Here is a 24,296-nt window from a genome sequence, read left to right as displayed (position 1 = left end):
TCTGTCCCCCAGCAAGGCCTACGTCTGGGCTGATCCCTGCTCGCGCCTGACGCGGCGGACGGTGTGGAAGACGTGGTGCGCCAACACCACCAACGCCGCCCAGCCCAGCCCGAGTGCCCAGGCCACGGCGACATCCGTGAACCAATGGTGGCCCAGGTAGATGCGGCTGCCGCCGATGAGGACCACATAGGCCACACAGCCGGCGACCATCAGCGCCCGGGTCCAGCGGCGTTCGAGCTGCAGGAACCACAAATAGGCGATGACCATGATGATCGCCGTCGCGTTGAGCGTATGCCCGGAGGGGAACGACGGCGAGGTTTCATAGGGCGGGACGGCGTCGGCCATCGGTGGCCGGGTCCGCCCGATCAGATCCTTGCCTGTAATGGTCATCACCACGGAGCCGGCCCCCGCCGCACCGATAAGCAGCAGCGGCCGCCAGGACCGACGGATCCGCGTCAGCACGGCGATCGCTGCCAGGGCAATGATCGACATCCCGATGACGGAGCCGGTGTTGGTGAACCAGGTGACCGCTGTGTCGGCCAGCGGGCTGCGCCACGTCATCACCCAGGCCAGTAACGGCCGGTCCACTGCGGCCAGGTTGTCCTTCTCCGCCAGGGATTCGTAGATATTGGCGGCAAAGAGGGTCATTAGGGTGACGAAGGAGGCGCCGATGACCAGCGTGATCCACAAGGCACCATAGGCCCCGAGTCGCGAGGGCAGCCTGCGTGCCGCGGCGTCGGCGACCGGATGCCCCCGTGGGGGAGGCTCGGGTGAACAGGAAGTGGGCATGCCTGTCAGACTAATGCCATGACGCTGCGCATACTGGCCATCGGGAAGAAGCACGAGTCGTGGGTGGCCGAGGGCATCGAGCGCTATTCGAAGCGGATGAAGAAACCCTTCGACGTGTCCTGGGCCCTGCTGCCGCATTCGTCCCGGGAAGGCGATGCCGCACGCACTGAGGAATCCGCCCGCATCCTGGCCAAGGTCCAGCCACGGGACCATGTGGTCCTGCTGGACGAACGCGGGAAGAACATCGATTCCCCGGCCCTGGCCCGTGCCCTGCAACAGCCGCTGGATACCGCACGCCCGGTGGTGCTGGTCATCGGCGGCGCCTACGGGGTGGACAGGTCGGTGCACCAGCGGGCCGACTTCACCTGGAGCCTGTCCAAGCTGGTCTTCCCCCACCAACTGGTCCGGCTCGTGGTGGCCGAACAGCTCTACCGTGCCCAGGAAATCGCCGGCGGGCGGCCGTACCACCACCAATAATGGTGCCGAGGTGCCCCGACCGCCCCCGCGCCAACTCGTCGGTGCTTCGGCGTAGGCTTTCAGCGATGGCAGAAAAGCCCGCAGCAGCCGCAGTGCTCCAGAAGTTCACGCCCGCGACCCGCGAGTGGTTCACGGGTGCCTTTGCCGCGCCGACGGCCGCCCAGCTCGGCGCCTGGGACGCCGTTTCCGCGGGCAGCAACGCCCTGGTCGTCGCCCCGACCGGTTCGGGCAAAACCCTCTCCGCCTTCCTCTGGGCCCTGGACGGGTTCATCCGAAACAGCACCGAACCACCGGCACTGCCCACCCTCGATGCCGACGATGCAGTCGCTGCACCCGGGAAGAAGGCGAAGGCCCCGAAACGCAAGACCCGGGTCCTGTACATCTCTCCGCTGAAGGCGCTTGGCGTCGACGTCGAACGCAACCTGCGCGCACCGCTGATCGGGATCACCCGGATGGCCCAACGACTCGGCCTGCCGGCCCCCGAGGTCAGTGTTGGCGTGCGTTCGGGAGACACCCCGGCCAATGACCGCCGCAAACTGCTGACGAGTCCGCCGGATATCCTCATCACCACCCCCGAGTCACTGTTCCTGATGCTGACTTCCAAGGCCCGGGAGACACTGACCGGCATCGACACGGTCATCATCGACGAGGTTCACGCCGTCGCCGGCACCAAACGCGGGGCCCATCTGGCGGTCTCGCTCGAACGGCTCGATGCCCTGCTGACAACCCCGGCCCAGCGCATCGGGCTCTCGGCCACCGTCGAACCCCGGGCCGAGGTCGCCCGGTTCCTGGGCGGGTCCCGGCCGGTGGACATCGTGGCTCCGCCCTCTCAGAAGACCTGGGACCTGACGGTCACCGTCCCCGTGGAGGACATGACGAACCTGCCCGCAGCCGCCGAAGCCAGCGAGCTCGACGAGCTGGCCGGCTTCCAACCGCAGGCAAGCATCTGGCCGCATGTGGAGGAGAAGATCGTGGACCTCATCGAGGCCAACCGTTCCACGATCGTCTTCGCGAACTCCCGGCGCCTGGCCGAACGGCTGACGGCGAACCTGAACGAGATCCACGCGGCCCGGCAGGAACTGACCGGCTCAGATCCGTGGGCCGCATCGGCCAGCGAACCGGCCACCGGACCGACCATCGCCCCCGCACCGCAGCATCCGCCCGCCCAGGTCATGGCACAGGCAGGAGCCAGCTCAGGCGCCGAGGCCGTGCTGGCCCGGGCCCACCACGGGTCGGTCTCCAAGGACCAACGCGCCGACATCGAGGATGACCTGAAGTCCGGGCGGCTGCGTTGCGTCGTGGCGACCTCCTCGCTGGAACTGGGCATCGACATGGGTCTGGTGGATCTGGTCATCCAGGTCGAATCCCCGCATTCTGTGGCCTCCGGACTGCAACGCGTGGGCCGGGCCGGACACCAGGTCGGGGAGGTCTCCACCGGCGTCTTCTTCCCCAAGCAGCGCTCGGATCTGGTCAATACGGCCATCACCGTCGAACGCATGCGCTCCGGGGCCATCGAGGCGCTGTCCATCCCGGCGAACCCGTTGGACATCCTGGCCCAGCAGACCGTTGCCGCCGCGGCGCTGGGTGAGGTCGACGCCGAGGAATGGTTCGACGTCGTGCGTCGTTCGGCGCCCTTTGCCGCGCTGCCCCGGTCGGCCTTCGACGCGACCCTTGACCTGCTGGCGGGGAAGTACCCTTCCGATGAGTTCGCCGAACTGCGTCCACGCATTATCTGGGACCGCGAGGCCGGCACCCTGTCCGGCCGGCCCGGCGCCCAACGCTTGGCCGTCACCTCGGGGGGCACCATCCCGGACCGCGGCATGTTCGGGGTCTTCCTCATCGGCACCGAGGACCAGAGTGGCGGCGGGCGTCGGGTGGGCGAACTCGACGAGGAGATGGTCTACGAATCCCGCGTCGGCGATGTGTTCGCCCTGGGCGCGACCAGCTGGAAGATCGAGGACATCACCCACGATAAGGTCCTGGTCTCCCCCGCCTTCGGCCAGCCCGGCAAACTGCCCTTCTGGAAGGGCGACTCCCTGGGCCGTCCCGCCGAACTGGGCCGGGCGCTGGGCAGGTTCCGCCGGGAGATCGGCGCCGCCAGCCAGGACGACGCCGGGGCCCGGCTGGCAGCGATCGGCCTGGATGGTTGGGCGGCAGCGAACCTGGCCGGTTATCTGGCCGACCAGCAGGAAGCCACCAGCATCATCCCCAGCGACACCACACTGGTGGTCGAACGCTTCCAGGACGAGCTCGGCGACTGGCGGGTGGTCCTGCACTCACCGTTCGGCATGCCGGTGCACGCCCCCTGGGCGTTGGCCGTCGGCGCCCGGCTGCACGAACGCTACGGGATGGACGGTTCGGCGATGGCCGCCGACGACGGGATCGTGCTGCGGGTGCCGATGATGGACGATGAGCCCCCCGGGGCCGAACTCTTCCTCTTCGACTCCGAAGAGCTCGACACCATCGTCACCACCGAGGTGGGCGGTTCCGCCCTCTTCGCCTCGCGATTCCGTGAATGCGCGGCCCGGGCCCTGCTGCTGCCGCGGCAGAACCCCGCCAAACGCAGCCCGCTGTGGCAACAACGCCAACGCTCGGCCCAGCTGCTGGACGTGGCCAGGAAATACCCCTCCTTCCCGATCATCCTCGAGACGGTCCGCGAATGCCTGCAGGACGTCTACGACCTGCCCTCGCTACGCTCGATCGCCGCCGAACTGCAGGGCCGGGGGCTGCGGATCGTGGAAACGACCACGCGCCAACCCTCACCCTTCGCCCAGACCCTGCTCTTCGGCTATGTCGCCCAATTCCTCTACGAGGGCGACTCCCCGCTGGCCGAACGCCGGGCCGCCGCCCTGTCGATCGACCCGTCACTCTTGGGCGACCTGCTGGGCCGCACCGAATTGCGCGAACTGCTGGACCCCGAGGTCATCGCGGCCACCGAAGCCGAACTCCAACGGCTATCCCCCAACCGCCGGCTCAAGGGTCTGGAGGGGGCCGCCGATCTGCTGCGTCTGCTCGGGCCCTTGGGGATCGAGGAGCTGGCGGCCCGGCTGCGCCCGGCCGACGAATCCGCAGACGAGCCTGCCCAGGACGACGGCGAGGCAGCTGCGGACGCGGGCACCGGATCCGACGCCGGACCAACCCGCCCGGCAGCCACCGTGGACGAGGCCTCCGGGTATGCCGAGGCCCTGGTGCGCAGCAACCGTGCCCTACGGGTCAATCTCGCGGGCCGGCCGGTGCTGGCGGCGATCGAGGATGCCGCCCGGTTGCGTGACGGGCTCGGCGTCCCGTTGCCGATGGGGATCCCGCTGGCCTTCATCGAGCCGGTCGCGGACCCGTTGGGTGACCTCGTGGGACGCTACGGGCGCACCCATGGGCCCTTCACCGTGGCCGAGGCCGCCGCCGCGCTGGGCTTGGGCAGCGCCGTCGTCCTGTCGGTCCTCAAGCGTCTGGGCACCGAATCGAGGGTGGTCGAAGGAGAATTCCGTTCCACCACCGGTGAGTCGGCGGCTGGCTCCCCGGCGGCGAGCGAGTGGTGCGACGCCGAGGTGCTGCGCCGGATCCGCCGACGCTCGCTGGCCGCGCTGCGCGCCGAGGTCGAACCGGTCGACGACGCCACGTTCGGGCGGTTCCTTCCCGACTGGCAGTTCGTGGGGCAGGAGCTGCGCGGGCTCGACGGGGTCGCCACGGTGATCGACCAGTTGGCCGGGGTGCCGGTTCCGGCGAGCGCCTGGGAGGCGTTCGTGCTCCCGGCCCGGGTGGCGGATTACCAGCCGGGGATGCTCGACGAACTGATGGCCACCGGGGAGGTGTTGTGGTCCGGTGCCGGGACGTTGGCGGGAAACGACGGCTGGATCAGCCTGCATCCCGCCCAGGAGGCGGCACTGACGCTGAACCCCGACGCCGATTTCGAGCCTTCCGGGGTTCAGGTGCGCCTCCTGGAGATCCTGGCCAGCGGCGGCGGCTACTTCTTCCGCCAGATCACCGAGGCCCTGGGTGTCACCGGCCAGGACGAATCGGTGCTGAGCGCCCTCTGGGAGCTGGTGTGGGCCGGTCGGATCGGCAACGACACCTTCGCCCCGGTGCGCGGACTGCTCGGCGGTGGACGAACCGCCCATAAACCCCGCGGGGCCCCACCCCGGGCCCGGGCGCCCCGGCTGGGTCGGATGCGCTCACCGCGGGGACCGGGGATGCATGCCTCCGGGCTGCGTCCCGGCGCTGCCGGGGCCACCGCGCCCATCGCCCCGGCCCAACCACAGGCCGCCGGACGCTGGTCCCTGCTGCCGGCCCCGGAAGCCGATCCCACCCTCCGGGCCCATGCCGGTGCCGAATTCCTGCTCGACCGCTACGGCGTGCTGACCCGCGGTTCGGTCATGGTGGAGAACGTCCCCGGCGGGTTCGGCCGGCTCTACCGGGTCCTGGCCCGGCTGGAGGAAGCGGGCAGGACCCGCAGAGGCTATTTCATCGAACACCTCGGGGCCGCCCAGTTCTCCGTCCCGGCGACGGTGGACCGGCTGCGCGGGCATACCCGGGATACCGATCTGGAGTCCGCGGTCTCCCCCGCCGCCGGCCCCGGGAGGGTTCCGTTAGCGGTAGCCCTCGCGGCGACCGACCCGGCCAACCCCTACGGGGCGGCCCTGCCCTGGCCGACCGTGGGCTCGTCAGAGGACGGGTCCTCCCCCACCGGGCAACGCCCGGGACGCAAGGCCGGCGCCGTCGTCGTCCTGCTCGATGGCCGGTTGGGCCTGTACCTGGAACGCGGCGGCCGGACGGCGCTGGTCTTCACCGAGGAGCCGGCCGAACTCGAGGCCGCCGCCCGGGCGCTCGTGGCGGCCCTGCGCACGGCCCGGGTGGAGCGGATCGCCCTGGACAAGGCCAATGGGGCCCCCGTCCCCGATACGCCGCTGGCCAGGGCCTTATTGGCCGCGGGATTCCATTCCTCCCCCAACGGATTGCGCTTCCGCCCGTGAGTCGTTTTGCGGAGACCGGTATAGTGTGATCCATTCCACTTAGTGGGCTAGCGATGAGGCCAGCAACGAAGGACGTGACCAGCAGTGCCAGAGGGTGACAGCATCTACCGGGCAGCCCGTCGGCTCGATGCGGCACTGAGCAACAGGTCCCTGCAGTCCAGCGATTTCCGGCTCCCGTCCTACGCCACCTTGAACCTGGCCTCGCAAACGGTCTCCTCCGTGATCTCCCGGGGCAAGCACCTGCTGATCCGGGTGGCCGATCTATCGATCCACACCCACCTGTCCATGGACGGGCATTGGGATGTCTACGCCACCGGCGAGCGCTGGCGGGCCCCGGCCTTCAAGGCACGGTGCGTGCTGCGCAACCCGGACTTCCAGGCGGTCGGTTTCGACCTGGGTTTCCTGCGGGTGATCCGCACCGTCGACGAGCCCGACGCCGTCGGCCACCTCGGACCCGATCCGCTGGGGGCCTCCTGGGATGCCGAGGAGGTGCACCGCCGTCTGGCCATGATGCCCGAGCGGCCCATCGCCCTGACCCTGCTGGACCAGCGGGTCATCGCCGGTCTGGGGAACATCTACCGTTCGGAACTGCTCTTCCTGCTGGGCCTGCACCCCCGCACCCCCACGGGGCAGCTGCCCGATCCGGTGTATCTGGTCGATCTGGCCCATCAGCTCATGCATGCCAATAAGGACCGCTCGCGCCGGGTCACCACGACGCCGCCGATGCGCGACCAGTACTGGGTCTATGGGCGGGCCGGCAAGCCGTGCCTGCGCTGCGGGGACACCGTCGAACACCGCAAGCTCGGCCAGCCACGCCCGCCCGCCGGGGCACGGCGCGGGGCGGACCGGGTCCCGGCGGGACGCCGGGGCCCCGAGGCCGGAGGACCCCGGCCCGCCGACGGCACCGGACAGGTCAAGACCGACGAGCACCAGCGGGCCCCCGGGGCCGAACCGTGCGAACGCGGCATCGACCTGAACGAACGCGACCTCTATTTCTGCCCCAGCTGCCAGGTGGATCCCTTCGCCTGAATCCTGCCGTCGCCCCGACGTGGGAAACTTATTCCATGGCCATGCAATCCCCCCTCCCCGTCCGCAAGGGCGTCAACGCCACCCGGTTGCGCATCCCCCGGGAAGGGCCCTGGGCGACGGTCATGGACTACATGCTCGAACGCTTCGGCCATGTCGACCCCGAAGGCATCGTCCGCCGCTTCCGGGAGGGCGAAGTCGTGGGCCTGGGCGCCGAACCGTTGAGCACCAGCACCCCGTTGGGCCACCACGATTTCCTCTGGTACTACCGCAACCTCCCCGATGAGCCGGTGCTGCCGGTCACCGAAACGATCCTGTTCCAGGACGAGGACCTGCTGGTCGTGGATAAACCGCATTTTTTGCCCAGCACCCCCGGCGGCCGGTTCATCCAGGAATCGGCGCTGGTCCGTCTGCGCAACCGGCTGGACCTACCGGATCTGGTGCCGATGCACCGGCTCGACCGGGCCACGGCGGGCATCATCCTCTTCTCCACGAATCCGGCCACCCGCGGTGCCTACCAGGTCCTCTTCGAGCGTCGCCGGATCCAGAAGGAATACCGCTGCGTCGCGGCCCTTCCCCCCGGGTGGGATGCCGCCGCAGCCACGGCGGAATCGGACCTGGATTCCGCCCCGGGCCGGCATGGCCAACCCGTGAGGCAGATCAGTGGAAACCACCGGGCGACCGCCGCCGATTTCCCGGCGGAGTACCGCAACCGGATGGTCAAGGAAAAAGGCCATCTGCTAGCCCTGACCCAGCCCGGGGAACCGAACGCGGAAACCCGGATTGACCTGTTGCGCACCGGCCTGGGCACCGGAGCCCATGCGGGCACCGCCGTCGGACTCTTCCGCCTGCGCCCGCATTCGGGCAAGACGCACCAATTGCGGGTGCATATGGCGGCCCTGGGGCTGGGCATCCTCAACGATGCGTTCTACCCGGACCTGTGGGAGAAGGCCCCTGATGACTTCACCCGGCCGTTGCAGCTGTTGGCGCATTCGATCTCCTTCACCGACCCGCTCTCCGGGGCTCCGGTCACCTACACCTCGCAACGGAACCTGGGCGAATTTCCCGGTCCCGTCCACTAGCGGCAGGACCATGTCGGAGCTGTTACGTCCAATCGTCGGAGCTAAAGAGGCCAGTGGGATCACGATCCGGCCACAGCTGGGCCCGAATCCGCGCCGACGTCCCCAAACGGCCCCCCGGTATTAGGTAGGCTATGAGCGGTGGTATGGGGAGGAATCATTGCCATGAAAACAGCGGGTAAAGGGGATTCCACGTCATGACAGAAACACGCCAGGAGACTTCGGCGGCCTCCGAGGCGCTGGAGCGTCTGCGTGCCCATCAGCCCCCCGCCTCCCCCCGTGCCGAGGGCCCCGAATCGTCCTCCCCCCGGCCCCCGCACCACGACGGCGCCTCCCCCACGAACCATTCCACCTCGCTGCCGCCCAAACCCACGCGCGACCCCGAGGGCGTGCTGAACGAATCCGACGCACCCTCACGGCATATGGCCGCGGCAGGAACGCGCGGGAGGCTGCCTGACGAGAACGCCAAGACCCGGTTGAACACCTGGCTCGACGGAATCAACTCCCCCGACTGGCAGGAACTGGCCCGCAGGACGAAGACCGGCACCGTACGGACCATCGCCGCCCAACGCGCGGCCTCCCGCCGCCGGGCCGACGCCCGGGCCAAGGCCCGCGAGGAGAAGTCCCGCCAGCGGGCCGAACGCGAAGCCGCCGAAGCCGCCGAAGCCGAAGCCTCCGCGGAGCGCAAACGCGCGGCGGAGGAAGCAGCCCGACTGGCCGCCGAGGCCGAAGCGGCCCAGCAGGCCGCCGAAGAGGCCGCGGCCCGGGCGGCGGCCTCCACCAACGACCTCGAATCGTTGGTGGAAAACGCCCGCGAGGCCATCGTCGACGCCGCGGAGGTCCCCCGGACCGCCGAACAGCTGCGCAACACCAGCCCCTTCTGGGTCGACGACGAGGGCCCCATCTACGTCCCGCCCTACAACCTGCCCTCCAGCGACCCGGATCCGCCGGAGCAGCACTCGGATCTGATCCGTCGCCTCGTCGTGACGGTGGTTGCCGCCGCCACCCTGGTCCTGGGGTTCATGGGCCTGGGCTGGTTCGGGGGCCCCACGGCCCATTCGGCCGCCCACTCGGCCTACGGCCCCGAAAATGCCTTGCTGGCACCCAACAGCAATTCGTTCATGATCTGGGGCGTGCTGTTCGTCTGGATCGCCCTGTATGCGATCTTCCAATGGCATCCGAGCCAGCGGTCCTCCTACCGCCAACGCGACATCGGCTACCTCACGGCCGGGGCCGGGCTGCTGGGGGCGTTGTGGCTGCTGTGCGCCCGGTCCTCGCTGGTGTTCCTGTCGGTGGTCGTGGCCCTGGCGCTGACCACCGTCCTGGTCTATGCGGTCCGCCGGATGAACCAGCGCACTGCCCGGTCGAATGTGGAGCGGGTGTTCGTGGACGGTCCGGCCGCCTTGTTCCTGGGCTGGATGCTGGTCCTGCTGCCGGCGACGCTGTCCATCGCGCTGACCCGCGCCGGATTCACCTTGCTCCTGCCGGCCTCGTTGTGGGCCGTCCTGACCATCGTCGGGTGCACGTGGGCCGCCGCCAGCTTCTCCATGTCCGAGCGGGGCCGCATCGTGGTGGCATTGGGCTTCGCCTGGGGGCTGTTCTGGGTCATGCTGGACCGGCTGCTGACCCTGCAGTCCTCGGCCCCGGTGGCGATCGTCTGCGGGTTGTGCGCGTTCATCGTGCTCCTGGCCACGGAGAACCGCCGATACCAGATCGGCCATGCCGAGCGCCGTGCCGCCCGCGGACAGCGCACCGAGTTCTAAAGCGCGGTCCACCGGCCCCGGACCCGGCGCAGCACGAGAAGTCGTTGGGTGGCGGCCACGCCCTCGACGGCGGCACGCATCCGCGCGGCGGCCGAGCGGGCGGCGCGCAGATCGGCGTCGTACTCCTCCTCCTCGACCGTGAAGCGCACGGTGATCCGAGGGACTCCGGCGACGATGTCGAGCTGGTTTGCTTCCACATGGTGGGATTCGGCCAGGGAAGCAACCGCCGCGTCCATCACCGCTTCGGGGCGGTGGCCCGGACGCAGGGACAGGATGTTCAGCTGGGCACGAAACGAGGGCACCACCCCAGCGTAGTGCCCGGCGATGCCCTCCTTCGAACCAGGCCTCAGGCGATCGCGGAGATCCCGGTGGCGGCCCGGCCGACGATCAACAGGTTGATGTCATGGGTGCCCTCATAGGTGTAGATCGCTTCGGCATCGGCGAAGATCCTGGCCATCCGGTGATCGGTGACGATCCCGTTACCGCCCATCGCGGCCCGGCCCAGGGCCACCGATTCGCGCATCCTCTCGGTCGCGAACGCCTTGGCCAGCGCCGCCTGCTCCATCTTCTCGGTCCCCTGGGACTGCGCCCGGGCGATCTGGGTCATCAACGCCATCGACGCCGTGGCATTTCCCAGCATGGTGGCCAGTTTCTGCTGGATGAGCTGGAAGGAGGCCAGCGGCCGGCCGAATTGTTCACGCTCCAACACATAGGCCCGCAGCACGTCGAAGGCCGCCAGTTGTTGTCCGACGGCGAGCCAGCCGACCATGATGCGGCTGGACCGCAGCAACTGATTGATATCGGCGAAGGAATCGATTCCGGGGAACCGGTCCTCCTCCATCACCCGGACGTCCCGCAGCACGATATCGGCGTTCTGCACGGTGCGCAGCGAGATCTTGTTCTCGATCTTGGAGGTGGTCACCCCGGGCAGGGAGGTGTCCAGGACGAATCCGCGCACCGCACCGGTGTCCTCGTCCAGGGCCCACAGCAGCAGGTGCTCACAGAACGTCCCGTTGCCGATCCAGCGTTTGGCCCCGTTGATGATCCAGGCATCGCCCTCCCGGCGGGCCCGGGTTTCCATGCCCTTGGCGACGTCGGAACCGTGCTCCGGTTCGGTCAACGCGAAGGCCCCGGTGGTGCGCAGGGCCGCCGCATCGGCCAGATAGCGTTCACGCTGGCCCTCGGTGCCGAAGTCATGCAGGGACTCCACGAAGAGGTCGTGATGGATCATGAAGAACGTCGCCAGCGACGCATCGGCCCGGGCCAGCTCGGCGATGAGCAGTCCGTGGAACAACGTCGAATAGCCGTGCCGGGTCGGCGTGCTCACCCCCAACGCCCCAAGCCTCGGCAGCAGATCGAAGGGGGAACTCCTCGGCGGTCCACCACGCCCCGGCATGTTCGGTGACGTATTCGGCCACGAAGGCGCGCACTTCGGCCAGCTTGGCCCGCTCCCTCTCGTCGAGTTGCGACTCGATGTCCAGGAAATCGGCCCCGGCTAGTTCCCGGGTGGTGCGGGCAGGAGGGCCGCCCTCGTTCTTCACGGTCATCCCGCTCCTTATTTCGGGGCCATGCGGATGGCTCCGTCGAGTCGGATGGTCTCACCGTTGAGCATCTGGTTGGCCAGGATGTGCTCCACCAGCGCGGCGTATTCGGCGGGCTTTCCCAACCGTGAGGGGTGGGGCACCTGGGCGCCGAGGGAGTCCTGGGCCTCCTGCGGCAGACCGGCGAGCATCGGCGTTTCGAAGATCCCCGGGGCGATGGACATGACCCGGATGTGCTGACGGGCCAATTCGCGGGCCAGCGGGAGGGTCATCGCCGCGACCCCTCCCTTGGAGGCGGCATAGGCCGGCTGGCCGATCTGCCCGTCGAAGGCCGCGACGGAGGCCGTGTTCACGATGACACCGCGTTCCTCGGTCCCGGTCTCGTCGTCGAGGATCGGTTCGGTCCCGGCCATGGCTTCGGCGGCCAGCCGGACGACATTGAAGGTGCCGATCAGGTTCACGGCCACGACCTTCTCGAAGGAGGCCAGCGGAAGGACTCCGTCCCGGCCGAGGACCTTGCCCGGGGTGGCTACCCCGGCACAGTTGACCAGCACACGCAGCGGCGCCATGTCGCTGGCGACTTCGACGGCGCGCCGGACCTCCTGTTCGTTGGTCACGTCCGCGGCGACGAACCGGGCCCGTTCGCCCAGCGCGATGGCGGCGTCCTCGCCGGCCGATCCGGGCAGGTCGAGCAGGACCACATGGGCCCCGGCGTCGTAGAGCTTCTTGGCGGTGGCGGCCCCCAGGCCGGATGCGCCACCGGTGATGAGGGCCGAGGCCCCGACGATGTCCATGGTTCCTCCCGAAAGGGCGGATCGACCCGCCCGGTTAATGGTTGTTAACTCAAATCCAACTGTAGCGTCTGTCGCGCGGACACTCCACCCCTGCGGACGTCGTAGGATTCGCTCATGAGCCCCGTATCCGGCCCCCGCCCCTTCCTGCTGCTTTCCACCCGGGAGGACCCCGTGGCCGCCGCGGACGAGGTCCGTGGGTTCCTGACCGCCGCGGACCTTCCGGCCGCGCTGTTGGAGGTCGTGGCCCTGGGCGCCTCCCCGCTGCCGGCCCCACTGGACCTGGGGGCGTATTCGGGCATCCTGCTCGGCGGCGGACCCTTCAACTCCTCCGATGACCCGGCCGGCAAATCCCCGACCCAGCGGCGGGTCGAAGCCGAGATCTCGGGATTGCTGGACCAGCTCCTGGCCCATGACTTCCCGTTCCTTGGCGCCTGCTACGGCATCGGGACCCTGGGGACCCACCAGGGCGGCACCGTGGACCGGACCCATGCCGAACCCGTCGGCCTCTCCCGGATCGAGCTGACCAGGGCCGGGGCCCGCGATCCGATCACCGCCGGGATGCCCCCGGCCTTCGACGCCTTCGTCGGACATAAGGAGGCGGTCTCCACGCTGCCTCGGCACGCCGTCCTGTTGGCGACCTCCGGGCCCTGCCCGGTGCAGATGTTCCGGATCGGCACGAATCTCTATGCCACCCAGTTCCATCCGGAGCTCGACGGAGACGGGCTGGCCACGCGTATTGGGATCTACCGTGACGCAGGCTATTTCGATCCCGCGGAGGCCGGCCCGTTGACCGAACTCGCCCATGCGGCCGACGTCCCCTGGCCGGGCCTGATCCTGCGCAACTTCGTCCAGCGGTACCAGCGCTAGGAGGCCCGTCCCGGGTACTGCCCCGACTAGCGGCGGGTGACCTTGCCGGTGAGCTGGGCGGCCGGCTGCAGGAACAGCGGCCGGGCGGCGATCCAGCCGGCCACCACGACGATCGCCGCGACCACGAAGATCCAGAACCCCACCCAATTGACCACATCGGGGCCCTGGCCGCTGTACATGTAGTTGAGGTTCCGGCGCATGCCGGTGGTGAAGACCAGGACGACGTGCACGAAGATGAACACGACGAAGTAGAACATCACCGGCAGGTGGATGATCCGCGCCAGCAGGACCGGATAATAGCGGTTGATCTTCCACTGGGTGGACCACAGCGAGGACATCCGCACCCCGGTCACCACCGCCAGCGGCGCGGCCACGAAGATGGTGACGAAGTAGGCGAGCAGCTGGATGCCGTTGTAGTTCTGCCAGGCCGATTCCATCGGCCACTCCAGCGACAGATACTGCAGCCCCGCCGAGATGGCCTGGGGGAAGACATCCCACCCCGTCGGGATGATCCGTTTCCAATGCCCGGTGGAGAAGACCAGGACGTAGAAGACCACCCCGTTCAGGATCCATAAGCTGCCCAGGCTGTAGTGCAGCCACAGGTAGATGCTCATCTTGGCCGGTGGATTCTGCCGGTTGCGGGGCCCCACCGTGCGGGTCCAATAGGCTTCCGGGGTCCGTTCGGTACGCACCATCCACCCGGCGCGGATGATCAGGATGATCAGGAAGAAGTTGAAGAAGTGCTGCCATTGCAGCCACCAGGGGAAACCGTCGGCGGTATCCGTGGTGGCCGGGGGCTGGCCCGGATACTCGGCGAGGAACCCCTGTCCGGCGGAGCTGCCCAGATACCATCTGGCCCCGAGGACGGCGGCGGCGAGCGCCACGACCACGAGGGGGCAGATCCAGACCAGTTTGAACCATTTGGACTGCCTGAAACCCGAAACAGGCCGCTGGGCCGGTGTTCTCATTGCGCTCCTCTGCCTCACCTTCGCCCCGGCTCCATGGGGTCACCGGGTCCGCCCATCATCCCCCGGACGACTCCCGCCGCCGTAGTGCGGCGGTCAGGGCCGGTACCACCTGGTGCAGGTCCCCGATGATGGCGTAGTCGGCCTGGGTGACCATGGGCGCATCGGGGTCGGTGTTGATGGCCACGATCATCTTCGCCGATTGGCAGCCAGCCCAGTGCTGGACGGCGCCGCTGATGCCGCAGGCGAGATAGACCTCCGGGGAGATCCTGCTGCCGGTCTGCCCGATCTGTTCATGGTGGGGGCGCCAGCCGAGGCTGGTCACCACCCGGGAGGCCCCCAGGGCGGCGCCGAGCTGGTCCCGCAGCTGAAGCAGGTCATCGAAGCCATCCGCGCTGCCCACGCCGCGGCCGGCCCCGACCACCACCCGCGCCCCGGTCAACGTCGAGGTGGCATCGGGGGCGCCGGTTTCGACCCGGACGACGGCGGTGACCAGATCGGCGTCGGAGAGTTCGGGCTCGAATTCGTGCCAGACGGGAGCCGAGGCGTCATCGGCCGCCACCGGGTCCACGGCATGCCCGGCGACGGTGAGGACCCGGGGTGCACCGTCGAGCCGCATGTGCTCGAAGACGCCCCCACCCATCACCTGGCGCGAGAGGACCAATGGTTCGGTATCGACGATCCCCACGACGTTGGCCGCCATCATCGCCCCTGCCCGGGCGGCCACATGGGCCAGGACCTCGCTGCCGCGCGGGGTTCCCGCAGCCAGCACGTAGGCGGCCGGCACCGCTCCGAGGGCGGTCGCCCAGCCGCTGGCGCCATAGCGTTCCAGCCGTTCGCCGGCGGCATGGTGGATGGAGTCCACTCCCTGTTCGGCCAGTTGGGCCGACAACTTCTCCTTCACCCGTTCCTGCGCTTCGGGGCCTCCGGCCGAGGCCTCCCCGGCCCCCAGGGGACCAATGATCAGTGCCTCGACGGTTTCGCCACCGAGCCGGCCGGCCAGTTCCCGCGCAAAGGTCAGGGTCTCCAGCGAGGTGGGGGTGGCTCCGTCGCTGCCGGTTTCCACGAGGACCAGAATCATCGGTTCAACACCCCGCTGCTGGCCAGGATCTCGACCAGTGCCGGGACCGCATCGGGCCCCTCACCCAGGATCTGGACCGTACTGGGTTTCGTCGGGGGCAGCGTCAGCTTCACCCGGCCGGAGCCGATCGGCTCGATCAGGGGGTCCTTGCGGTCGATGCTCAGTCGCTTGGCCTTGAGGCGGCCGCGGATCGAGGGGTAGCGCGGCTCCACTCCCCCCTCCTGCACGGCCATCACCGCGGGCAGGGGGACCTCGAACACGTCGGTGCCCTGCGGCCCGGCGCCCCGGGCCAGCACCGAGGATCCGTGGATCTCCGCGGTGTTGATCCCGGTGAGGACCGGCCGGCCCAGGGCGAATCCCAGCCGGACGCCGACCTGGAAGTCACCGGTATCGGCGGCGTCGTTGCCGACGAGGATCAAATCGTAGGCGGCCGGCGAGGCGCGGACCTCCGCGGCGATCGCGGCCGCCACATCGGCCGGCCCGTAGGATTCGGGGTCCGCGGTGATCAGGGTGGCTGCACCGGCCCCCAGCGCCACCGCGTACCGCAGTTGTTCGGCCGCCTCCGCGGTACCGAGGCTGAGCACCCGTACTTCACCGCCGGTGTCCCCCGCCAGCCCGACGGCGAGCTCGATCGCGCATTCGTCGTGTTCGCTCAGCGTATGGCCGACATGGCGGGCGTCGATGCTGTGCCCATCCTGGCTCAAGAGGATCTCCCCGGCGATTTCCGGGACCCTTTTGATGCAGACCAGCAGATTGACCATTTTCAGCTCCTGATTCTGAGGTTCTCGGGGTCGAAGACGGCGGTCGCATCGGTGGCGACCACGCTGACCGGATAGGAACGGCCCAGGTAGTCCACGGCCAGCCGGGTTCCCACCCGCGCTTGCGCCGGGGGAAGGAAGCTCATCAGCAGATGCACGCCCAGCGATGGCGCCGATCCCGCCGAGGTGACATAGGCCCCGCGCCCGTGCGCGTCGATCAGCGGTTCCCCCTCGGGACCGGTGACCGCTTCACCGCCGAGCATGTAGCGGCGCACCCCCGCCTCGTCCCGGTGATCGTCCACTTGCAACGTGCACAGGATGCGCGCCGGGTCCTGGGAGCGTTGGCGCAGATAGGCGTCGCGGCCGATGAAGTTCTGGGCCTTCACCCGCGGCCGCATCATTCCGGTCTCCACGATGGTCCGCTCCGCGTCCAGTTCCGCACCGAACGCCCGGTAGCCCTTCTCCAACCGTCCGGTGGTCCCGTAGACCCCGTTGCCCACCGGCACCAGGCCATCCTCCCGGCCGGCCTCGGCCAGCAGCGACCAGAGCCGGGCCCCTTGCTCCATCGGCACATACAGCTCCCACCCCAGTTCCCCGACGTAGGAGATCCTCGAGGCGTGGACCTCCAGGGGGCCGGCTTCCAGGGTCCGGCAGCGGGCGAACCTGAAGCCCTCCGCTGAAATATCGGAGTCGGTGATCCGGCCCAGGACGTCCCTGGCCCGCGGGCCCCAGAGGCCGATGGTGGTCAGTTCGGAGGTGCGGTCGACCACTTGGGTGGTGGCCGGATCCACCCGCCGGTCGGAGAACCACTTACGGTCGATGTTCCCGCTGCCGCCCCCGGTGACCACCCGGAAGTGTTCCTCCCCCAGGCGCATGATCGTCAGGTCGGAGCGGAAACCTCCGCGCGCGTCCAGCACCGGGGTGTAGATGACCCGTCCGGTGTCCACGTCCATCTGGGCCACCGCGACCCGCTGCACCGTGGCGAGTGCCCCCGGGCCGAGCACGTCGAAGATGGCGAAGGCGGAGAGATCCACCATCCCGGCCCGCTCCCGCATCGCCAGGTGTTCGGCATTGATGATCGGTGACCACCACCGCGAATCCCATTCGGCGGTCCGGTCCATGACCGCGTCGCCGTATTCGGCCAGCAGTGGCGCATTCGAGGCGTACCATTGCGGCCGCTCCCAGCCGGCGGCCTCGAAGAAGGTGGCTCCGAGCTCCACTTCGGCCTGGTGCATCGGGGCCAGGCGGACCCCGCGGTTGCTCAGCCACTGCTCGGACGGGTGCACGATGCCGTAGGTCTTGTGGAAGCCCTCCTCGACACGGGCCTTCACATGGGTGCGCGTGCGTTGGTGCGGATGGAAGCGGGCGATGTCGGCGGCGTGCGTATCGTATTCGGGGGTTCCGGTGGTCATCCATTCGGCGATCATCCGTCCGACGCCGGGGCCTTCCTTGATCCATACGGCCGCCGCGGACCACAGCCCGGCCACCTCGGGGGTCTCCCCCAGCAGCGGGCCGCCGTCGGGGGTCAGTGAGAGCAGCCCGTTGATGGCATACCTGATCTCCACCTGGGGGTTGCCCAGGATGTCGGGCATCAGTTCCAGGGCCTGTTCCAGTTGTCGGTCGAAGTCGTCTTCCGTGAACGGCATTTCGGTGGGTGAAAGCTTGGACTGGGCGATGGAGGGGATGTCTTCGGCGTCGTGCAGGATGGGCCGGTGTGCGTAGGAGCCGATCTCCAGATCACCGCCGTGCTGGCGTTCGTAGCATCCGGTGTCCATGTCACGGATGATCGGGAAGGAGATCTCACCGCTGGTGTCGGCGAACTGCGGAACCGGTCCGACGCTGATCATCTGGTGCACCGTGGGGCTCAGGGGAATGGAGGCCCCGGCCATCCTGGCCAGTTTCGGCGACCAGACACCGCAGGCGATGACGACGGTATCGGCCTCGATGGTTCCGGCGTCCGTGTGCACCCGGCGGATTCGCCCGTCCTCGACCTCCATGCCGGTCACCTCGACCGTGGGGCAGACCTGCAGCGCCCCGAGCCCCAGGGCCGCCTCCCGCATCAAGGTGCCCGCCCCCTGGGAGTCGACGACCCCGACCCCGGGGGTCCAGAAGGCCCCGCGGATGATCGAGGGCTCGAGATAAGGCACGCGGTCGACCACGGCTTCCGGGGTGACCATCTCCGATTCAATGCCCCAGGCCCGGGCCGAGGTCAGACGCCGGTGGAGCTCCTGCATCCGTTCGGCGGTGCGCGCGACCTCGAATCCGCCGGATTGGGTGAAAACGCCCATTTCCTTGTACTGGCGGATGCTGTCGGCCGTCAGATCGGTGATTTCGCGTGAATGGTCCACCGGGAACAAGAAGTTCGAGGCATGCCCGGTGGACCCGCCCGGATTCGGCATCGGTCCCTTATCGAGCTGGACGATATCCCGCCACCCCAGGCGGGCCAGGTGGTGGACGATGGAATTGCCCACGATTCCGGCGCCGATCACCACTACTCGTGCACTCGCGGGAACCGTACCCATGACGCCACCTCTATCGGCCGTCGTTCACTGACGCGGCGGGCAGCTCGGGCCACCGTGCATGAACCGCCGTAGCTGAACCATTGCGCGTTTGGCGGTCGCCGTCAAGGGGTGTGTCCCCGCGTGGGCATCTCGCTGAATCCGGGGTGGGCGTGGGAGGCTTCGCCGCGTTCGGGCCTGGCGATGAACCGGGCGATCTCGCGGGGCTTGAATTCCTGTCATTGAGCGTGCGGATCCGATGGTACAGCGCGTAACGGTTGGTCCCGTTGAGTCGTTCGCGGCCCGGGTCAGGCCCGTGAATTCCCCGCCCTTCCGAGGCAGGACCAGCAGAATCGGCCACCAGTGTCTATGCGCAAGCAAACTACTTTGCTAGCATCCTAATCATGCCCACTGAAGCCACCCCGGATCCGGACCGGAAGGTCCAATTCAACGTCTACCTGCCCGCCGGACTGGTGCGGGAGATCAAGCACGCGGCCATCGACGCCGAGACCTCCCTCTCGGCCTATGTCGCCGAGGCCCTGACCGGACACCTGAAGGAGAAGAACTAATGCTGCGCCTGGCCCCCATCCGGTTCACCGACCACATCGGTCCCTGGACCACCCTGCTCGAGGCCCTCGGCCTGGCCCACGCCGTCGACACCGACGGCTGGCATGAGTTCGACGCCGCGTCCGGCCGTGTCCGGCTGCACGCCACCGACGCCGATCACCCGGCAGGGACCACGCTGCTGTCCTTCGAGGTCGGCGATCTGGAGGAATTCGCCCGGCGCACCCGCGCTGCGGGAACCCCGGTGGAGGTCACCGAGGAAGCCCACGGCAGCACAGCCACCGTCACCGGCCCCGATGGCCTCGCCTTCCCCGTCACCGTCCAGGCCTCCCGCCCCGAACCGGCAGCGGCCGACCCCGACGTCCAGGTGCTCGTGCTGTGGATGACCCCCGAGCCGCAGGGTCCCGCCGAGACCCTGCGCCATATCGGCGCGCGTCCCCGCATCGCCAGCGACAGCGGCGGCTGGGTCCAGTTCCAGGCCAAGAACGGCGGGCTGGTCGCCACCCATTCGGGCCCCCGGGCCTTTGCCACGCTCAGCTTCGGGTACGACGGCGATGCCGAGGCCCTGCACACCCGGCTGCGGGAGGCGGGATTGGACGCGAGTCTGATCGACGAGTCCTATGGACGCACCGTGCTGGTGGGCAACCCCGATGGAGGGGAGCCGATCTGGATCAACGAAGCCCAGCAGGATCTCTACGGCTACCACCGGATCGCCGACTAGCCGCGGGGCTGGAGGAGTCCGGGGGTCCCGACCCTACTCGGAGGCCCCGTCCCGGTCCCGACCATCGAGGAACAGACTGAGCACCACCAGGGACAGGCTGAGGATCGCCGCGACGAAGAACCCGCTGCGGAATCCGGTCACCTGCGCCTCGATCCCGGTGGCACCGGCCAGGGCCGAGGTGGCCGTCCGCGAGGCCAGGATGCCGACCAACAGGGCGGTTCCCGCCGCCCCACCGAGCTGCTGCAGGGTACTGAGCACCGCGGAGCCATGCGAGTGCAGGCGATGCGGCAACGGGTTCAGGGCCGTGGTGAAGGCCGGGGTGAAGATGAAGGCAAAGCTCAGCGACATGCCCAGATACAACGTCAGCACCCACCAGATCGGGGTGTCGGAGGCCAGTCTGGAGAAGGCGAACATGACCACCGAGAGCAGTGCCGTCCCCGGGATCAGCAGGGGGCGCGGACCGACCTTGTCGTACATCCGGCCCACCAGGGGCGCCAGCAGGCCCATGAGCAGCCCGCCGGGGAGCATCAACAGCCCGGTGCCCAGGGTGTCCACGTCCCTCACGTTCTGTAGGTAGATCGGCAGCAGGATGATCACCCCGAACAGCGACACCATGGCCAGGACCATCAGGGACAGGGCGAGCGTGAAGTTCCGGTAGGTGAAGGGCCGCAGATCCAGCAGTGCCGTGTCGCTGCGCTGCAGACGCAGTTGCAGCACCGTGAACGCAGCCAGCGAGACGAAGGAGACCGCGAGCGCCACCAGGGCGCCGACTTCCGGGCCCTGCCCGGCCCCTTCGCTGCCGCCACCGATCCGGCTCAACCCGTAGACCAGCCCGCCGAAGCCGGGAACGGCCAGCAGCAGGGAGGGGATGGACAGCGGCATGGAACCGGCCACTGCCTCCCGGGGCAGCCGACGGGCCCCGGCGATGAGGGCGACCAGGGCGATCGGCAACACGATCAGGAACATGAACCGCCAGGACAGGTACTGCAGGATCAGCCCGGAGATGGTGGGCCCGATGGCCGGGGCGACCGAGATCACGATCGACACATTGCCCATCACCATCCCGCGACGGGCGGCCGGCACCAGGTCCAGGACGGTGGTCATCAGCAGCGGGAGCATGATCGCGGTGCCGCTGGCCTGGATCACCCGGGCCCCCAACAGGACCTCGAAGCCCGGGGCACAGCTGGCCAGCAGGGTCCCCGCGGAAAACAACCCCATGGCCAGGGTGAAGACGGTGCGCAGCGAGAAACGCTGCAAGAGGTAGCCCGTGGTGGGGATGACCACCGCGGTGGTCAGCATGAACGCGGTGGCCAGCCACTGCACGGCGTCGGCGCTCACATCGAAGGCGACCATCAGCCGGGGCAGCGCCACGTTCATGATCGTTTCGTTGAGGATGACCACGAAGGCCGAGACGAGCAGCACACCGATGGTCATCTTCGCGGCGGGGTCCAGCCGGTCATCGCGGACGACGGTGGAGCCAGCGGGGTCGGAGTGTCCCGGGTCCAGCGGGGAGTCTTCGGAAAGCACAGGGGGTCCTCTGGTTGATCGGCCGCGCCGGTCGGCGCCGCCGGGTGCATCGGTGGTGGGGTGAAGGCCCGAAGAAGTGATCGAGGGTTCCGAACCACGATAAACCATCACGTGACCCGGCAGTTTGACCAGTGATCCACCCCACAGCCCTTTTCCGTCAATCCGTCACGTCCCGGAATGGGGGCGTGAAGTGTCGGGGTGGATGCGATAAACATGGGGGTATGAACGTTCGTACCCCGGACCCCAAACCCGGCTGGCTCTCTGAAGAAGACCTCTATGAGGCCCGGCAACGCCTGCCCATGCTCTACGTCGAAGCGATTCCGGTCCGCTTGGACCCGCTGGGCTATGTCAACGAGGTCGGTCTGCTCTACACCGCCGACGCCGCAGGGCACTTCACCCGCACCTTCGTCTCGGGTCGGGTCATGTACCGCGAGACCATCCGCGCCGCCCTGGTGCGCCACATGGAGAAGGACCTCGGCCCGCTGGCGATGCCGCAACTGCCGTTGAGCCCCGTGCCCTTCACCGTCGCCGAGTACTTCCCCTCCCCCTCGGAAACCGGGCTGACCGACGAACGCCAGCATGCCGTGGCCCTGGCCTATGTCATCCCCGTCCGGGGCGAATGCAGTCCCCGCCAGGACGCCCTCGAATTGACCTGGCTGACCCCGAGCGAGGCCCTGAGCCCCTCCATCCGTGACGAATTCGCCGGTGGCCGCGCCAACATCCTTCGACAGGCGCTGGCCCATGCGGGCTGGTGCGAGTAGGTAGTGACCTTGCAGCATGACTACATCCGGGCCGTTCGCGCCGAAAAAGTGGCTCCGGGAAACCGGTTCATCACCCGTACGGGGTCCCCGAGCCTGCCGGTGACCGGCGTCCGGACCGTTCCGGACAGCTTCGGCACCCCGGCCTACATCGAAGCCACGCTGGACAACGGCCAGAAGGTCACCATCGCCCATGGCTCGACCATCCGCGTCCACACCGTGGAACCACCGCCGGAGGCCACCCTGGATGAATTGACGGTGATCCCCGTGGAGGACGGCTCGCCCGAGGCCATCCTGATCTCCATCGCCCGCGAATATCCGTGGGACCAGCGGGTGCTGGCCCCCATCGCCAAGCTCAGCCGCGGTTTCAACCCGAAATCCGGGGCCCAGCTGGAGGACGTCCGCGATCTGGCCCATCTGCTCTTCGTCGAGCTCGACGACCAGCCGAATGTGTGGCGGGCCCTGGGCGTGTTGACGGAACTTCCCTTCGACGGGAACTTCGGGCGGTGGAAGTCCATCCAGTCGGCTCTGGCGATTGCCGCCTACCTCGCCGCCACCGACGGGGACTCCGAGGCCTCCCACCGGTATTCGGAATCGTTGCGGGTCACCGACCACATCGAGGAGGACCCGCTGAAGGACAAGCTCACGGCCGAGCTGCGCCAACGCCAACTCGACGAGCCGAACCTCTTCGACCGCGAAATCCACCGGGCCACCGCCGCCGGTGACTTGGTGGCCATCCGCTCCTGGCGGATCGAGCGGCTCGACGCGCTGCTGTATCTGCTGGCACACGGCGGGTCGCGGGCGCTGACCCGCGAGGAGCTCCAGCGCATGGTCGACAACGAATTGGAGACCTTGCGCTCCATCGACGGACCGGGACAGCAGGAGGCCGCGCAGGCGGCCGACGACGCCGACGCCCCCGACTGACCCGGTTCAGCCGACGGGCGCAGCGAAGGGCAGGCGTCGGCGCAGTGCCGAGCCTGCCAGGGCGACGGCCACCCCGATGACCGAGCCGATGACCGTTTCCAGGATCCGGTCGTAGAGCAGTTGCGTGCTCATGCCCGCCACCAGCGAGATGCCGACCAGGGCGAGCGGGGTGACGCAGACCTGCGCCCAGAAGTAGTTCCGTGTGATGAGCATTTCCGCGCCGAACTGGGCCAGGCCGAGGAAGAGGATGATCATCCACGGGCTCGGTTCGGCCAGGATGATCAGTGCCATGACGCCCAACCCGGTGAGCGTGCCCAACACGCGGTGCAGCCCGCGGGCGATGCGGTGGCGGGTGGTGTGTCCCACGAGGGGGACGACGGCGGCGACCATCGCCCAGTAGGGGTGGCCGGTGCCCAGCACCGGGGCCACCAGCAGGGCGACCGTCCCGGCCAGCCCCGCGGCCACGAGGTACCCGATGGATTCCACCTTGATGGCCAGCTGGACCGCGGGGCTCTGCGGCCGCAGCCCGCCGACGTTCCACGGGGTCCGCCGTCCGGCGGAGACGCGTCCAAGCTGTCCGAGGAGCACGCACGACGTCACCGTGGCGATCGCGGTGACCAGGACCATCCCGAGCCCGGGGATCTCGGGGATGGAGGCGATCGCGGCAAAGCAGAAGATGTGGAACAGGGAGCCGGCGGGCCGCAATTGGGCGAATCCGGTGGCCAGCGAACACGCCCAGGCCACCAGGGTCGTCAGCCCCACGATCACCCATCCCCCGGCCGGGGAATCATGGTCGACCAGGAGCACGTTCACCGCCCAGGCGGCACCGATGAGCACCACGAACAGCACCCCGGCGCTGGCCTGCGAGCGCAGCCGGTCGCGGTGGCCGGGAACGCGTCCGAAGATCCCGGTGAAGGCCCCGAAGATCGCGAAGATCGCCAGGTCCAGCCGGCCCAGGCCCAACAGCACAGCCAATGGCAGGAACACTCCCAGACCGCAGCGCACCCCGATCCACGGGTCCTTGTCGCCGGGTCCCAGCGTCAGCAGTCGACGCAGCGTCAATGAGTCGTCCACTGCTCTCCTGGGTTGGTGTCTGCATCCACCCTATGACCCGCCGGCCCGCGGTCGCGGGGTCATCGCTGGCGCGTTCGTCACAACGTCCCGTCGGCATGGGGCAAAATGGTGGGGTGTCTGAAA

19 protein-coding genes and 1 pseudogene are annotated in these 24,296 nt (G+C 68.7%); 10 read left to right on the top strand and 10 right to left on the bottom strand.

Annotated features, from left to right (window positions below; genetic code table 11):
* Nucleotides 1–18 precede the first annotated feature (18 nt).
* Complete coding sequence (locus AC3ZI9_RS02730; RefSeq protein ID WP_444554189.1) at nt 19–789, bottom strand: phosphatase PAP2 family protein; 771 nt, start codon at nt 787–789, stop codon at nt 19–21.
* Between the two features lie 18 nt (nt 790–807).
* On the opposite strand from AC3ZI9_RS02730, the gene rlmH reads away from it, so the two are divergent.
* The 5 genes from rlmH (at nt 808) to AC3ZI9_RS02705 (ending at nt 10,101) form a co-directional block, all read left to right on the top strand.
* The gene (gene rlmH, locus AC3ZI9_RS02725) at nt 808–1,266 is read left to right on the top strand and encodes a 23S rRNA (pseudouridine(1915)-N(3))-methyltransferase RlmH (protein ID WP_444554190.1); all 459 of its coding nucleotides are present in this window, start codon (nt 808–810) and stop codon (nt 1,264–1,266) included.
* A gap of 65 nt (nt 1,267–1,331) precedes the next feature.
* Nucleotides 1,332–6,233, top strand: a complete 4,902-nt coding sequence (locus tag AC3ZI9_RS02720; RefSeq protein WP_489923813.1) for a DNA glycosylase AlkZ-like family protein — start codon at nt 1,332–1,334, stop codon at nt 6,231–6,233.
* Between the two features lie 84 nt (nt 6,234–6,317).
* Nucleotides 6,318–7,262 (top strand): DNA-formamidopyrimidine glycosylase family protein, encoded by a 945-nt coding sequence (locus AC3ZI9_RS02715; protein ID WP_444566634.1) that lies wholly within the window; start codon nt 6,318–6,320, stop codon nt 7,260–7,262.
* Nucleotides 7,263–7,303: 41 nt separating this feature from the next.
* Nucleotides 7,304–8,341: a pseudouridine synthase gene (locus AC3ZI9_RS02710; protein ID WP_489924016.1), complete on the top strand. Its 1,038-nt coding sequence runs from the start codon at nt 7,304–7,306 to the stop codon at nt 8,339–8,341.
* Between the two features lie 194 nt (nt 8,342–8,535).
* The gene (locus AC3ZI9_RS02705) at nt 8,536–10,101 is read left to right on the top strand and encodes a TspO-related membrane protein (RefSeq protein ID WP_489923812.1); all 1,566 of its coding nucleotides are present in this window, start codon (nt 8,536–8,538) and stop codon (nt 10,099–10,101) included.
* Here the strand turns inward: AC3ZI9_RS02705 and AC3ZI9_RS02700 are convergent.
* From AC3ZI9_RS02700 to AC3ZI9_RS02690, 3 genes and pseudogenes are all read right to left on the bottom strand, one after another.
* Nucleotides 10,098–10,403: a hypothetical protein gene (locus AC3ZI9_RS02700; protein WP_443382957.1), complete on the bottom strand. Its 306-nt coding sequence runs from the start codon at nt 10,401–10,403 to the stop codon at nt 10,098–10,100. The two genes, AC3ZI9_RS02705 and AC3ZI9_RS02700, sit on opposite strands and share 4 nt — an antisense overlap.
* 44 nt (nt 10,404–10,447) lie before the next feature.
* A pseudogene (locus tag AC3ZI9_RS02695) lies at nt 10,448–11,648 on the bottom strand (acyl-CoA dehydrogenase family protein).
* A gap of 8 nt (nt 11,649–11,656) precedes the next feature.
* A complete protein-coding gene (locus AC3ZI9_RS02690; RefSeq protein WP_489923811.1) occupies nt 11,657–12,436 on the bottom strand; it encodes a 3-hydroxyacyl-CoA dehydrogenase in 780 nt (259 codons plus the stop codon).
* 114 nt (nt 12,437–12,550) lie between these two features.
* On the opposite strand from AC3ZI9_RS02690, the gene AC3ZI9_RS02685 reads away from it, so the two are divergent.
* Nucleotides 12,551–13,303: a glutamine amidotransferase gene (locus AC3ZI9_RS02685; protein ID WP_489923810.1), complete on the top strand. Its 753-nt coding sequence runs from the start codon at nt 12,551–12,553 to the stop codon at nt 13,301–13,303.
* A gap of 26 nt (nt 13,304–13,329) precedes the next feature.
* Here AC3ZI9_RS02685 and AC3ZI9_RS02680 read toward each other — a convergent pair whose 3' ends face one another.
* Genes AC3ZI9_RS02680 through AC3ZI9_RS02665 form a run of 4 tightly spaced genes read right to left on the bottom strand, consistent with a single transcriptional unit; the run spans nt 13,330 to nt 18,629 of the window.
* Nucleotides 13,330–14,271, bottom strand: coding sequence for a cytochrome b/b6 domain-containing protein (locus AC3ZI9_RS02680; protein WP_443382946.1), 942 nt, complete (start codon nt 14,269–14,271; stop codon nt 13,330–13,332).
* 55 nt (nt 14,272–14,326) lie between these two features.
* Nucleotides 14,327–15,334: an electron transfer flavoprotein subunit alpha/FixB family protein gene (locus tag AC3ZI9_RS02675; protein ID WP_444561334.1), complete on the bottom strand. Its 1,008-nt coding sequence runs from the start codon at nt 15,332–15,334 to the stop codon at nt 14,327–14,329.
* A gap of 11 nt (nt 15,335–15,345) precedes the next feature.
* The gene (locus AC3ZI9_RS02670; RefSeq protein WP_444561333.1) at nt 15,346–16,110 is read right to left on the bottom strand and encodes an electron transfer flavoprotein subunit beta/FixA family protein; all 765 of its coding nucleotides are present in this window, start codon (nt 16,108–16,110) and stop codon (nt 15,346–15,348) included.
* A gap of 2 nt (nt 16,111–16,112) precedes the next feature.
* Nucleotides 16,113–18,629 carry a GcvT family protein gene (locus tag AC3ZI9_RS02665; protein WP_444561332.1) on the bottom strand — a complete coding sequence of 839 codons (2,517 nt, stop codon included), beginning with the start codon at nt 18,627–18,629 and terminating at the stop codon, nt 16,113–16,115.
* 380 nt (nt 18,630–19,009) lie between these two features.
* Here AC3ZI9_RS02665 and AC3ZI9_RS02660 point away from each other — a divergent pair, with 380 nt between their 5' ends.
* Together AC3ZI9_RS02660 and AC3ZI9_RS02655 are read left to right on the top strand one after the other, a co-directional pair.
* Nucleotides 19,010–19,174 carry a CopG family transcriptional regulator gene (locus AC3ZI9_RS02660; RefSeq protein WP_443382934.1) on the top strand — a complete coding sequence of 55 codons (165 nt, stop codon included), beginning with the start codon at nt 19,010–19,012 and terminating at the stop codon, nt 19,172–19,174.
* Complete coding sequence (locus tag AC3ZI9_RS02655) at nt 19,174–19,890, top strand: VOC family protein (RefSeq protein ID WP_443382932.1); 717 nt, start codon at nt 19,174–19,176, stop codon at nt 19,888–19,890. Before AC3ZI9_RS02660 ends, AC3ZI9_RS02655 begins: the two co-directional genes overlap by 1 nt.
* A gap of 33 nt (nt 19,891–19,923) precedes the next feature.
* Here AC3ZI9_RS02655 and AC3ZI9_RS02650 read toward each other — a convergent pair whose 3' ends face one another.
* Nucleotides 19,924–21,417, bottom strand: coding sequence for an MDR family MFS transporter (locus AC3ZI9_RS02650; RefSeq protein ID WP_443382930.1), 1,494 nt, complete (start codon nt 21,415–21,417; stop codon nt 19,924–19,926).
* Between the two features lie 221 nt (nt 21,418–21,638).
* Here AC3ZI9_RS02650 and AC3ZI9_RS02645 point away from each other — a divergent pair, with 221 nt between their 5' ends.
* Both AC3ZI9_RS02645 and AC3ZI9_RS02640 read left to right on the top strand, forming a co-directional pair.
* On the top strand, nt 21,639–22,178 hold the full coding sequence (locus AC3ZI9_RS02645; RefSeq protein WP_489923809.1) for an NUDIX hydrolase family protein: 540 nt from the start codon (nt 21,639–21,641) through the stop codon (nt 22,176–22,178).
* A 3-nt stretch (nt 22,179–22,181) separates the two neighbouring features.
* Nucleotides 22,182–23,099 carry a DUF6707 family protein gene (locus AC3ZI9_RS02640; RefSeq protein ID WP_443382925.1) on the top strand — a complete coding sequence of 306 codons (918 nt, stop codon included), beginning with the start codon at nt 22,182–22,184 and terminating at the stop codon, nt 23,097–23,099.
* A 6-nt stretch (nt 23,100–23,105) separates the two neighbouring features.
* Here the strand turns inward: AC3ZI9_RS02640 and AC3ZI9_RS02635 are convergent, their stop codons facing one another.
* Nucleotides 23,106–24,173 (bottom strand): FUSC family protein, encoded by a 1,068-nt coding sequence (locus AC3ZI9_RS02635; protein ID WP_443382923.1) that lies wholly within the window; start codon nt 24,171–24,173, stop codon nt 23,106–23,108.
* Nucleotides 24,174–24,296: the final 123 nt, after the last annotated feature.

Source organism: Arthrobacter sp. AOP36-F1-5 (genome assembly GCF_058137995.1).
Note: the sequence above shows the minus strand (reverse complement) of the source record. Positions and strands in the feature narration are given on the sequence as shown.